Origin of the sequence: Acidithiobacillus acidisediminis (assembly GCF_023277115.1) — a bacterium.
In the GTDB taxonomy this organism is placed as follows: domain Bacteria; phylum Pseudomonadota; class Gammaproteobacteria; order Acidithiobacillales; family Acidithiobacillaceae; genus Igneacidithiobacillus; species Igneacidithiobacillus acidisediminis.
On record NZ_JALQCS010000001.1, the window covers coordinates 2,112,685 to 2,125,154 of the forward strand.

The window sequence follows — 12,470 nt, forward strand, 5'->3', positions numbered from 1 at the left end:
GCCCGCAAAGGAGCATACGATGGCGACAGAGGTACAAACCAAAAATATCACTAACCTGTTGGCATCCCTTCCCGATGATCAGCGCCACCGGGTGGCTGACCGCTGGCGGGTCCACCAGCAACGGGAAGCATTGATTCAGCGCCCTTCCTTTTGGAAACGGTTCTGGCTTTTTCTCACCCTCATCGGGCCAGGAATTCTCGTTATGATCGCGGATAATGATGCTGGTGGGGTGATTACCTATGCCCAAACCGGCGCCGCCTACGGTATCGGATTTTTCATTCCGTTTCTCATCCTCATGGTCCCCGTGGCCTATGTGGTGCAGGAGATGACCGTCCGTCTTGGCGCAGTGACACACCGCGGGCATGCCGAAATGATCTGGGGTCGTTATGGCCCTTTTTGGGGCGCCTTTTCCCTCTTCGATCTGGTCGTCGCCAACATCCTCACCCTCGTTACAGAATTCATCGGTATCACCATAGGGATGAAGATGTTTGGCGTGCCCGCTGTTTGGAGCGCATTGGGCGGATTTCTCATCGTTGCAGGAGTGCTTTTATTTTTGCGTTATCACACCTGGGAACGGGTGGCGCTTTGGGTTGCTGTTGGAAACTTGATTTTTGTCCCGCTGGCCATTGCTTCCCATCCACACTGGGGACAGGTGGTAAAGGCCTTGGGGAGCTGGCACATCCCTGCGGGTATCGCGGTAAGCGGCTTTGTTTATGTGATTCTCGCAAACCTGGGCACGACGATTGCGCCATGGATGCTCTTTTTCCAGCAATCGAGCGTGGTAGACAAAGGCCTGACAGAAAAGGATATCCCCATTGGCCAGGCCGACACCGCCATTGGCACCATTCTGATGGGGCTGGTCGCCATAGCCTTGGTTGCCCTGACAGGATCTTGGGTGTATGGGTTGTCCGGCGCGGGAAATTTCGGAATACACCGTATCATGGCAGCTCTTGCACATAGCCCAATCGGGTCTGTCGGTACCGCGCTCTTTGGGCTGGGACTGGTCGAGGCCGGTCTGATTGCCGCCATCGCGATTACCGCAAGCACTTCCTGGGCCGTGGGCGAGGCGCTTAAACTGCCGCGAAGCATCAATTTACGGCCTCAACATGCACTCCCGTTCTATTTGTCTGGGCTTCTAGGTACGGCTTTGGCGGCCTTGATCGTCCTGCTCCCACATGCTCCTTTGGGATTTTTGAACCTCACCGTTCAAGTGGTCGCCTCCATCTTCATGCCAGCGGCAATGATGTTCCTGCTGCTATTGCTGAACGACCCTGAAATCATGGGTCAGCATGTGAATCGTCCTTGGCAGAATATGGCGGCATTCAGCATTGTGGGTTTACTGATGGTCGCCGACGGTCTCTATGGATTTACGGTGGTTTTCCCTCACGCACTTTAGGAGATGGCACATGCAAAATAAAGACTATTATCCTGACCCCAAGGAAACATTGGATGTCTCTGATGACTTTGCAAGCTTTCTTCAGGCAGAAGGGGGCGGAGAGTTGGCGCCATTATCCCGTGCACCCGTTCAAGGTGCGGTGAAAACCGCGTTTTGGGGGCTGCGGCTCTACATCGTCGCCATGCTGATACTGGTGGCGATTGGTTTTACCCGCGGGATGCATTGATTAGGGTGCGGGCTTATTAAGGAGGTGCCACAAATTGGGCAGTAAACGTTATATTTTATATTCATATACGAAAATTGTCTGTTTCTAAGCATAACCGCTGATTCGTGGGAGTGCCCTGGCAGGCATTTTGAAAAGGAACCAACATGAATAAAATAAATTTTTTCCCTATTACCGCCTTGCTGGCAACGCTTATCATGAGCATCCAAGCCGTACGTGCAGATGATGCCGTCCAAAATCCCTGCACCGGACCATCCGCATTACTCGCTCTGCTAGATCGGCCCACGGTGTCTGACAGCGCGTGCGTGGTGCAATACGGCCAAGCCGTACTGGAAGCTGGTTACCAACACGCCAACCTTACGGGAACCGGAGGCGGCACTGCCGATAATTTCCCCGAGGCGGAATTGCGCTTTGGCCTGCCGGGCCACAACGAATTCGTCCTGCTGCCGCCCAACGACAATCTCCAGCAGGTCCCAGGCAGCCCACATCTCCAGGGGTTCTCGGCCACCACGGTCGGCATCAAGCACGAATTGGGCTATACCAAACACTGGCTGGGGGCCGTGGAAAGCTTGTTTACCCTACCCTCCGGGAGCCCGGCGTTTGGCAGCCGGGGGACAGGAGTAGCCTTTAACGGCATCGTTACCTATGCCCCAAGCGACGACACCGGGATATCCTTGCAATTGGGCGTCACATCTCAGACCAATCCCGCACTCGCAGGAGGTGGTCGCTTCACCAGCGTTAATCCGGACATCACCTTTACCTGGTTGCCCTTGTGGAATCTGCAGTTCTATGGCGAGGTCTACGGACAAAGCCGCACGGGGCCGGGCCTGTGGTCCGGTTTTGATGCGGACGGCGGTGTGCAGTACCTGCTGACCCCCTCCTGTGAGATAGACCTCGAAGAAGGTGTGCGCCTGAGCGGAAACCTAGGTGGATTTACCCATTACTTCGGGGCAGGGATGGGTTTCCTGTTCTGATCCGTTAGGGTCCTTAAACAAAAGGGTATCAGATGTCCTGACAATGCAGCCGCCCCTCGCTCGCCGTAACAAGGCATTGCAAAGCGATGGGGGTGCGACAATTTGCCGCATGTAACCGTATCCGTATTAACTGTAAGATAATTTACCTGGGACGAGGAATCTGGTGTCTGTCAGCGATAAACAGCGCGGCCTAACTTTAACACTGTCTTTGGTATCGTGCTGAGGTGAAGGTTAAATTCCAGATCCAACCTGGGAGGTGGACGGTCCTGCTACTGTGGCCAAATATGCTGAACTCCTTCAATAACCCAGGTGTGCAAAGCGAATTTTCGATCAACTGATGGGCATCATACCGATGGTCGCTGGTCTTTTACGGTCAAGTAACATCTTCCGATGCTGGATCTGTGGAGCGGGCGGGAAGGGACCCACATCCATGCTCCAAGTTGCCAGGATTCTGGATGTACAGTGTTCACAGTGTAGACAATACTGGAACCCTCCCCGTGGGGCGCTGTGCGCACGCAGTGAATATCCAAAGTGCGTTGGGGGTGGCGGTGTTCGTCGCGTCGGTTATCCTCCATCACGCCATGCCGCCATCTGACATGCGCCAGCTTGCGTCATCGCAGTCCATCTCGATAGTTAGCCCCATCGAGGTAGTTAAACTAACCATCACTGCACATGATAGCGCTTGAGCCAAGAGTGAGAGCGACTGATCGCATGATAATTGGAAAGGACGCCGTCATGAATAAGCTCCTCGTCGCGCTGTTCGTAATAACCGCCCTTGCAGGGTGTTCGCGTTCCAATAATCTGGATGATAGCCATACCGTGAAATGGTACTTGGCGCACGATGCCGCCGCCTACCCCTCTTTTCTTGTTGGTTTTTTGGGGTCGGCGAAGTCAAATAATAACCACCCGCCCTCTGCGCCCAGGAAACCTGAAGCGTAAAAGACCTCGTAAGGTGTCTAGTATCACAATGCCAACCCCATCCCCGGCGACGCAATGCATAGTGGAGCCCAGCACCTGCCTCCAACGTGTCGAGACATACCCCTCGTGCAACCCAGGTAGTGGCTCTCGACAACCCAATACGTACAGGAACGCGCCGAGCGGTCCCGTAGCAATACAAAGCCCCACTTGAGAACCTTGGACTCTGGTGTGGCGCGAATATCAACCGCAACAAACAGTACTGATAACGCGGTAAGGATAAACCACAAAAGCATCACGCCATTAAACATTTCCCCTCCTCCTGCGCCCATCCCCTTGAGCCACGCCCAAGTGATCGTTGCCGACAGATAGCACTTACATCTGGATCTGGAGCATCTCCAACCACCTTGCCCGAGTCAGAAGGCGCAATATTAAACGAGGAGAAGCATCCAGCTTGCTCTACGGTCCATCCTATGACCGTTTGTAGTCATTCATGTGCTTTTATCCCCATGTTCAGTAAAGTTTTAGGTCCCGGCCAGCAATTCATCAAGCCGTGGCTTCTGATGAGCAAATGTTCCCCATAACGCCTCGCCAGCGATCACCGTGATTGGCGCGACCCGCACTCCGTAGCGTGATTTGGCTTCCTCAGCCACGCCGGGAGCAGTCACGTCACGTTCCTCGTATGCGACATCGTGTTCCTTGAGGTAACGGCGCACGGCGGCGCAGTCGGGGCAGCCGGGACTGGTGTAGAGCAGTACCGGATCAGACATGACGGTCGGTGTGCGGGGCTTCAGCCCCGCACCTCCGCCTCATAGCCTTCTTCCTTGACCGCAGCGATCAATGCGGCGGTGCTTGCCTGACCATGCACTACAGCTTCTCCTGGCGTGAGAGTGACGTCCGCTTTTTCAACGCCGGGCACGCCTTCCAGCGCCTTCGTCACGGCCCGCACGCAATGCCCGCAAGTCATGCCGGTGATCTTCAGATTGATATCGCTCATGGGTTTTCTCCTGTTGAAAATGAAGTGAAAGGGATTACTCGATACGCTCCTATAAGTATTATTCAACCGCGCACGGCATCAGCTACACGCTGGAGTTTGTCGCGCACCTCGATGCCGAGCGTGGTAATTTGCGGCTTGTCCACCATGCCGAGTACAGCGGCAGGATCCATGAACACCACGCTCACCTTGCCATCGTCGTCCTCACGCACCACTACGTTGCAAGGCAGCAGGGCGCCGATGTCGGGCTCGGCCACCAACGCCTGATGGGCGTAGTGCGGGTTGCAAGCGCCAAGAATGACATAGGGCCGTCCCTCAATGCCCAGTTTGGCCTTGAGCGTGGCGGCCACGTCGATCGTGGTGAGCACGCCGAAGCCTTCAACCTTGAGGGCTTCGGTGACCTGCGCCACGGTGGTATCAAAATCGCCCTTGGCGGGTACGCTGAAAACGAACTGACTCATATGGATTCTCCTCGTTTGAACGATTGCTCAGGAATGAGCGGGTTCGAGTGCGGTATTCGGTACCGCGCCCGGCGTTACCGTTGGCACATAAGCCTTGAGCCGTTTAAGGCGCAGGCTGTTGCTGAGCACGAAGACGGAGGACAGCCCCATGGCTACACCAGCCACCATCGGATTCAGATGGATGCCGATAGGCACGGCCACGCCAGCCGCAACCGGGATCAGCAGAATATTGTAGAAAAATGCCCAGAACAGATTGCCACGGATATTGCTCAGTGTGCGCCGTGCCGCCGTCAGTGCCGTGACCACCTCGCCGAGCTGCCCGCGCGTGAGGGTCACGTCTGCTGCTTCGATGGCGATGTCCGTGCCTGAGGCGAGTGCAATGCCGACATTAGCCTGTGCGAGCGCTGGAGCGTCATTGATACCATCGCCGACGAAGGCGACCTGTCGGCCCTGTTCCTGCAACTGGGTGACGACTTTCGCCTTATCCTGGGGTAGCACCTCGGCGTGCACCTGCTCGATCTGTAATTGCCTGGCAACAGACTGAGCGGTAGCTCGCGTATCACCAGTGACCATGGCTACCTGCAGCCCACGCGCGCGTAATGCCTGTACCACCATATACGCTTCCGGTTTGATGCGATCGGCAATGGCGAGCCACCCGATCAGCGTTGCGTCGACCGCGACGAATACCACCGTGCGCCCGTCGTTCTCTATTTGTGCCGCAGTCTCGGCGTTATCCCCCAGCAGTACATTTTCGCGCTCCATAAATCGTCGGGCGCCGACACGCACCATACGGCCTTCCACTTCACCTTCGATCCCATAGCCGGCAATAGAGCGGAAATTGTTGACTGTAGGCAAGTGAATGCCGCCCTCGCCGGCCGCAGTGACAATAGCCCGCCCGAGCGGATGTTCGGAAGCCGATTCCAACGCTGCAGCCAGACCCAGTGCTGTCGCGGGATCGGGGCCACCCTGATCAACGAGGGCGGGACGGCCTTCGGTCAACGTGCCAGTCTTGTCGAATAGTAGGGTGTCGACATGTGATAGCGTCTCCAGTGCCTCGCCTTTGCGAAACAGCACGCCGAGTTCCGCCGCACGTCCGGTGCCCACCATGATCGCCGCTGGCGTTGCCAATCCCATGGCACAGGGGCACGCCACCACCAGCACGGCGACTGCCGCGACCAGTGCGATGCTGACATTGCCCGTCAAGGCTATCCAGACGCCGAAGGTTGTCAACGCGATGACCAGCACGACTGGGGTAAACACCCGTACCGCACGGTCGGTCAGCCCCTGAATCGGAAGTTTGCCGGTCTGTGCGCTCTCTACCAGATGGATGATATGTGCCAGTACGGTGTCGCGCCCGACGGAGGTGGCCTCTACGACCAATCGCCCATCCTGGCAGATGGTGCCACCCACTACGGTGTCATCCATGGTCTTGGCCGAAGGCAGGGGTTCGCCGGTCAGCATAGCCTCGTCTACATGTGCGCGCCCCTCGACTACGCGTCCGTCCACTGGAATGCGTTCACCGGGACGCACCACGATGCGCTCGCCAGTGCGCAGCCGCGATACCGGCACCTCTTGCTCGATACCATTCGCATCGAGCCTATGCGCGGTTTTTGCCTGCAAGCCGGCCAACTTGCGAATGGCCGATGAGGTGCGGCCCTTGGCCAACCCCTCCAAGTACTTGCCAGCGAGTACGGCTGCGATAACGACCGCGGCTGAGTCGAAATACACATGTCGTGCATCGAGTGGAAACCATGCGGGCGCCACCAACACCAACACACTGTAAGCCCAGGCCGCGCCGGTGCCGGTGGCCACCAGGGAGTTCATGTCTGGCGACAGGTGGCGGTACGCGATCAGGCCTGGCCGGAAAAACCGCCGACCGGGTCCGAACAAAACGATACTGGCAAGCACAAACTGCACCCACTCCCAGAAATGCGCAAAGGGACTCGCGACCATCAGCGCATGATCAAAGGCTGGGACGAATGTGGCACCCATGGACAGCACCAAAATCGCCAGGGCCAGCACCGCAGCTACGATGACATCACGACCCATGGCGCGCAAACTCACACGGCGCTGGTCTGCCTCGTTGACATCCTGCTCCCCGTCTTCCTGAACAGGATGCGCGGCGTAACCCGCCTCGCTTACGGTGCTGGCCAATTCGTCCGTACTGATCATCGCCGGGATGTAGCGCACATGCGCACGCTCAGTAGCCAGGTTAACCACAGCCTCCAGTACTCCGGATTGCTGCCTGAGTGCACGTTCTACGCGGCCCACACAGGAAGCGCAGGTCATGCCCTCTACCACAAGATCTATCTCATCGGTCACCGGTACGTAGCCGGTCTCGCGGATCGTCTCGGCGATACGTGCGGCATCGAGTTGCTGTGGGTCGAAAAGTACCTCGGCGCGCTCAGTCGCCAGGTTCACATTGGCCGAGGTTACGCCGGGCAGTTTGCCCAGCGCCCGTTCCACCCGCGCGCTACAAGAGGCGCAGGTCATCCCGTCTATGCCAATCTCAAGGTGTCCACGGGTTTTGTCATCCATGAATATATCTCCTCGGGTGATGCCCGCTGTGTACAGTGTATCACGTCTTAAAGAAGGATTCCGAGAAACTATATGCAACCCACTATCCGTCCATCATAAACCTTGAAGCTTGCTACAATGTCAAGAGTATTTGATTGCGTTTAGCTCTCGCAAACGAAACTCCGACAGTCTGCTAGGGCAGGAGAGCGATGAGAGAGCAGCGATTGAAGGTGCGTCGCAGGCTGCAAAACTGATCCACGGGACCACAGGTCCGGCGGCACGACCCATGATTGTGCTGATTCCTCTGATCCGTCCGTGAATGATCGCGCGCGCCAATTCAGCCAGGAATCTGGGCTCATTTCGGGATTGTTTGAGGCTATGCCGAAGGAGTGGTTGAGTGACCAAGCCAAGATCGATCTGCAGATGACCATACTCTGTTCGCATCTGGAGAAGGGCCACGTTGTCCAGAATTTTGTGGATGTGGTGAGTAAACATACCCAGGATGGGGCATCTGGTTGCGCTGCTCATGTGTCATGGGTATAGCGCAAGCACAAGGGATTCCTGCCGACAGACGTCAGGATGAAACTTTATTGTTCTAGGAATGCGCTATTCTCTCAGAGACACATCGACTCAGGATGGAACATTGTTTTTCCCGTTAAATCCGGAGAGCAATAAATCAATAAGTTACATATTTTCTGGGATGATACTTTTTTGTCCGTTAATATCATCCCCTGCCAATATGACGGCGGTGGATGACCCGGAAGGACTGGGGGAATACCAGCTGGCCATCGATCGTTTGCTTCGGGAGGAATCCCCTTCCCTGATTTACCTGCGATCTGACGATCCAGAGGATTTGTCGGTCGTACGTAAAGCGCTGGAGTATCTGGCATGGACGGGTGGGGAGATTGCGGTCGCAGAGCAGATCCCGGAGGAAGAAATTGCCGAAATGTTTGGGGTCTCTGTTGCGCATTACCGTGCGGCGGTCAAGGATCCAGACGGGCCGGTTGTTTCTTTTGGGTGATCTGCTTCTGTGGCGTGGCTCGCCGTACCCTTTCATCCCTGCTTTCACGGGGCAGACTTTAGTGTTAGGCCAGAAGCAGTGGGATAATTATTAGCGGCATTTTGCCGCCGGTCAACTCTGTCCAGATATACCAGTAACCTGTCGCTATACCCATGGGTCAGACTTTGGGTTGAGGCAGCGGGCAATGTTTATCGAGTCCCCGGATGGTGGTGTAGATTTTGGTTATCTACCCAAAGAGGTGTCGAGGATCATTCGACGCCAGGCAGGACCAATTCGCTTGCTGGAGAGTGACCTTCGGCATATTGAAGAGCGGCATTCTAAGGAAATCATGCAGGCCGGGTATGAAAATGCCATTGAATTTGTTCATCAATCAGCGAACAGTTATAACGCTATATATCGCGGGAAAAAAGGAACGCTGTTCCTCGTTACCGATTTTGATGGAGAAATTCCGAAAAATGTAATAATTCGGTTGACGCCAATGCCTGATATGAGCATTGATTATTGGGCAGTAAAAACTGCGTCAATCATGAGAAGGGAATATTTTAACAAGAGAGAGCTGCTCTTGTTGCGCGACTCGCCATATCACACGCAAACCTTGGATACCAAGGTCCCCTTTAGCGCTAGGCCAAGAGCAGATATTGAGATCGTAGAACATCCCGAGGCGGACGTCAACGGGGTTTATAGAAAACTTCTGGAGCAGGCCGGGCCCAGCCTGCCTCTCGCGAGAGATCCCTTCGACCCTGGGACAGAAAACCCACTTCCGCTACGCGACGCACAAATTGCGAGATCTCTCCTGGAAGAAACGCCATTTGACGCTGGGCCAGAAGCGGATGGTTCGATTCTTGACCGCAGCCATCGGGATGTCAAGCGCCCGAGAGTGGGCGAATTGGTTGCCGATGCAGAGCGATTCCATCCCCCTCCAAGCGGCATACCGCACTCAACCCATGAACAAAGTTTTCTTTCCTTTGCAACACAGGAGCACCAAACCATGGCAACACAACCAGAACCCCTCTTTTCCCATGGCCCCCTGTCCATCGTCGCCAGTGACGATGAACAGAAGTCGGGCATTACGGTCCTGCATGACGAGTGGGACAATGGCGAGTTCATTTCCCAGGAAGACCCTCTCCACAAGGAATTCCTGAATCTCATCCAGAAGAACAAAAACAGTCTGGGCTTCGTTGCCAACCAGATCCAGGCGCGCCTGGAGCAGGTAGGGCGATGGGCAGGACTATCTCTTGAAGATGAGGGAGTCATTTTCGGACCGGCGCGTGGTGTCCAGGAGATTGAAGCAGAGGTGAAATCTTCGGAAGAAGTTGTGGCACCCGCAGAGGGTCAGGTCAAAAGGCCTGTTCCTGGCGAACAGGAACCATCTGTGTCCACGGAATCTAGCGAGAGCCTGGCAAAGCCAGAAAAAGCCGAAGAAGAAAAGCAGACCGAGATCCAGCCTGCTGGGCCGGAAACATCTGCGTCATCTGATCTCTCTGAAAAAACGGCAAAGTCTCAAGAACAAGAGTCAGAAAAAACCAATGCAGACATCCTGCAAAACTGGCCTGAAGGTGCAGCCGAAAAAGGTCAGAAAGCTGAAGAGAAGCAAAAGACTTTTGTGCACCTGGAAACTCCTAATATATTGCTATCTCACAACAAGAGGCCCTTGGTCCTCGACTATGGTTACCAGATTACGGTCACTAACCGTGCCCTGTTCGGTATTGGTCGAGAATCGCAAAAAAAGCGCGAAAATGCCGTGGGAACGGCTTTGAGTGCCGCGGTCGAGCGCTTTGGGGAACCCGTCCATGTTGTCGGTAACAAGGCATTCTTGAAGCAGACTGCAGAGATGGCAGTGAAAATGGGCATCAAGCTGGAGCCTGGCGACGAACAGGCGCGGAAGATTTATCAAGAGGCTCTGGATCGGGCTGCCAAGGAAAAAGGGAACGTGCTCTCCCCTGCCCGTTCCGCACCGAGCAAAAGCAAAGAGCAGGACTTGGGCATAGAGCGGTAATGGTATACCCGCTATCCGGGTCTATACCCAATTGCAAGGGGATGGGCCCGGCGTAATTCAGATGCAGGAGAACAGTCATGCCAGTACGAATGATGCAGCGTAACAACCTGGTCAACGGGTTCATCCCCGTTGGAGATGAAAAGACCAACGAGGCCCTGGCGCAGGCCAAGGCGGAATTGGGCGATGCAGTGTGGAAACAGGGGTACTCCAAGGAGTCCGAAAAGGTCGTTCGCGATGCTTTGAAGGCCAATGGGGTCCGCTATGAGACCGAGTTGTCCGGCAAGCTCACGGGTATCGACCTGGCCGAGACGCAGGCTAATGGCTCCACCTTCAAGAAATTGCGGGTGACGCTGGAAAACGGTGCCGACAAGACCATCTTGTCTGCGGATCTGGACAGTGAGTTTGCCCAGCGCCTGATCGCCAAGCTCGACAATGCCATCGAGAAGAATGCCGGTCAGCAGGTGACCATCGGCGGCTTTGCGGAGACCGTGGAGCGTGACGGCAATACCTTCGTCAATCACATTGCCACGATGAAGGACGCGCAAAAGCAGGAGATCACTGCTGCCAAGGGGCACTTTGAGCAGGCGCAGGAGCGCGTTGCCAAGGCGCAGGAGCCTATGCGCCAGGCGGGTATGGGCGAGAACAAGGAGGTCATGAGCAAGATCGCGAGCGCGACCCGCGAGACCTACTTCGCCGAGGTCGTGCAGGGTCTTGCCGAGCGCATGCAGGAGAAGGGTATTGCCCCCACGCAGCAGTTGCCCCGTCTGGAAAGCCACCAGAAGGATGAGCAGGGCACCTGGCGCACCGTCGGTTTCTATGTGGACCAGGAAGGCAAGGCCCATGGCAGCTTGCGCATCAATAACCAGGAACAGGGACTCGACGAGCGTCACAAGCTGGAGTTCCGTGAGCGCACTTCCCAGTCAGGGATTCCGATGCTGGCCGCATCGGTCACCCGGGAAGATGGCAGCAAGCTCTATGTGAACGTTCTGCCCGGTGAGAACGGCACGACCGGAGAGAAGTTCCTCTCCGCGGCTTTGGGTCATAAGGGGCCGGAGCAGGATGCCGAGTTCCAGCGCATCGAGGGCAGGGGTGGTGGCTTCAAGCCCAATGAGGCGATGATTGCCCGCGGTGACCAGGATCGCACGGCGCAGTTCGTGAAGGAAAAGCTGGGTGTTGATGTTCTCGAAAACACCCGTGCGAAGACCCAGGAAAAGGCTGTGGCTGGAGTTGAGCGGTGAAAAACGAGCAATCCCTGGATCAGTGGGTACACCAGGAACTGGATCGTACCCGTTATGAAGGGCGCCGCAAGCGGCTGGAGAAGCTGCTTGCGGATCTGCACAAACACCAGAGCAGCATGAGCCTGCCGGTTGGCTCGCCTCAGCGCCTCGTGGCCGAGCAAAACGAGCGCAAGGTGCTGCAGCAGGCCATGTCCATGGGATACCAACCACCCGAGCAACAGATCAAGGATCTGGGCTTGCATATTGGCTTGGAATTGGGATTGGGGCTTTAACGAGTAACGGCACTTGGCGGGCTTCGTGCCCGCTTTTTTTGTTGGTGACTCTCCTTTTCCCCTGCGCTGCTCTTGATATAATCAACCAAATATGGTTTATTTTGACTGATATTTTGCCATATTTTGGTGATTCCGTGGATATCCCCTCCTCAGCAGAGCAGTCGCTGATCCGTCTGGCAGGGCGCCTGGAAAACGCCCGCAAGAGGCGGCGGTGGACGCAGCAGAAAATGGCCGATCTTCTGGGGATTGGCCTCAACACCTACCGGCGGATGGAATCCGGCTCACCAAGCGTGTCCATTGGCAGTTGGCTACATGCCCTCTACCTGATGGGCACCCTAGAAGAAGTGGATGGACTTCTGCTTTGGGACAACGACCGGCTTGGTGCAGCATTGGCCCGACAGAAAAAAGCGGTAAGAAAGGGAAAGGCAGAGAGCATCCACGATATTGCTGATCGACTCTAGCC

General features: G+C 55.9%; 13 protein-coding genes. 9 read left to right on the forward strand and 4 right to left on the reverse strand.

Features of this window, described 5'->3' with window-relative positions; all coding sequences use genetic code 11:
* Positions 1 to 19 precede the first annotated feature (19 nt).
* From M5D89_RS10595 to M5D89_RS10610, 4 genes are all read left to right on the forward strand, one after another.
* On the forward strand, positions 20 to 1,396 hold the full coding sequence (locus M5D89_RS10595) for an NRAMP family divalent metal transporter (protein ID WP_163057237.1): 1,377 nt from the start codon (positions 20 to 22) through the stop codon (positions 1,394 to 1,396).
* Between the two features lie 10 nt (positions 1,397 to 1,406).
* Positions 1,407 to 1,622, forward strand: a complete 216-nt coding sequence (locus M5D89_RS10600; protein ID WP_064217748.1) for a hypothetical protein — start codon at positions 1,407 to 1,409, stop codon at positions 1,620 to 1,622.
* A gap of 143 nt (positions 1,623 to 1,765) precedes the next feature.
* Entirely contained in the window at positions 1,766 to 2,593 is an 828-nt protein-coding gene (locus tag M5D89_RS10605) for a hypothetical protein (protein ID WP_215861471.1), read from the forward strand.
* A gap of 735 nt (positions 2,594 to 3,328) precedes the next feature.
* On the forward strand, positions 3,329 to 3,532 hold the full coding sequence (locus tag M5D89_RS10610) for an EexN family lipoprotein (protein WP_248885792.1): 204 nt from the start codon (positions 3,329 to 3,331) through the stop codon (positions 3,530 to 3,532).
* Positions 3,533 to 4,032: 500 nt separating this feature from the next.
* On the opposite strand, the gene M5D89_RS10615 is transcribed toward M5D89_RS10610, so the two are convergent.
* From M5D89_RS10615 to M5D89_RS10630, 4 genes are all read right to left on the reverse strand, one after another.
* Complete coding sequence (locus tag M5D89_RS10615; protein ID WP_014003716.1) at positions 4,033 to 4,278, reverse strand: glutaredoxin family protein; 246 nt, start codon at positions 4,276 to 4,278, stop codon at positions 4,033 to 4,035.
* A 20-nt stretch (positions 4,279 to 4,298) separates the two neighbouring features.
* On the reverse strand, positions 4,299 to 4,505 hold the full coding sequence (locus tag M5D89_RS10620; RefSeq protein WP_064218044.1) for a CopZ family metallochaperone: 207 nt from the start codon (positions 4,503 to 4,505) through the stop codon (positions 4,299 to 4,301).
* Positions 4,506 to 4,567: 62 nt separating this feature from the next.
* A complete protein-coding gene (locus M5D89_RS10625; RefSeq protein ID WP_215880204.1) occupies positions 4,568 to 4,963 on the reverse strand; it encodes a DUF302 domain-containing protein in 396 nt (131 codons plus the stop codon).
* Between the two features lie 27 nt (positions 4,964 to 4,990).
* A complete protein-coding gene (locus M5D89_RS10630; RefSeq protein WP_248885793.1) occupies positions 4,991 to 7,501 on the reverse strand; it encodes a heavy metal translocating P-type ATPase in 2,511 nt (836 codons plus the stop codon).
* A 622-nt stretch (positions 7,502 to 8,123) separates the two neighbouring features.
* Between M5D89_RS10630 and M5D89_RS10635 the strand changes: the two genes are divergently transcribed.
* The 5 genes from M5D89_RS10635 to M5D89_RS10655 all read left to right on the forward strand — a co-directional run bounded on the left by M5D89_RS10635 (position 8,124) and on the right by M5D89_RS10655 (position 12,468).
* Complete coding sequence (locus tag M5D89_RS10635) at positions 8,124 to 8,501, forward strand: hypothetical protein (RefSeq protein ID WP_248885794.1); 378 nt, start codon at positions 8,124 to 8,126, stop codon at positions 8,499 to 8,501.
* A gap of 184 nt (positions 8,502 to 8,685) precedes the next feature.
* Positions 8,686 to 10,497, forward strand: coding sequence for an LPD7 domain-containing protein (locus M5D89_RS10640; protein WP_248885795.1), 1,812 nt, complete (start codon positions 8,686 to 8,688; stop codon positions 10,495 to 10,497).
* A gap of 77 nt (positions 10,498 to 10,574) precedes the next feature.
* Entirely contained in the window at positions 10,575 to 11,735 is a 1,161-nt protein-coding gene (locus tag M5D89_RS10645) for a hypothetical protein (protein WP_248885796.1), read from the forward strand.
* On the forward strand, positions 11,732 to 12,007 hold the full coding sequence (locus tag M5D89_RS10650; RefSeq protein WP_248885797.1) for a hypothetical protein: 276 nt from the start codon (positions 11,732 to 11,734) through the stop codon (positions 12,005 to 12,007). Before M5D89_RS10645 ends, M5D89_RS10650 begins: the two co-directional genes overlap by 4 nt.
* A gap of 134 nt (positions 12,008 to 12,141) precedes the next feature.
* Positions 12,142 to 12,468 carry a helix-turn-helix domain-containing protein gene (locus M5D89_RS10655; RefSeq protein WP_248885798.1) on the forward strand — a complete coding sequence of 109 codons (327 nt, stop codon included), beginning with the start codon at positions 12,142 to 12,144 and terminating at the stop codon, positions 12,466 to 12,468.
* The last annotated feature ends 2 nt before the right edge of the window (positions 12,469 to 12,470 follow it).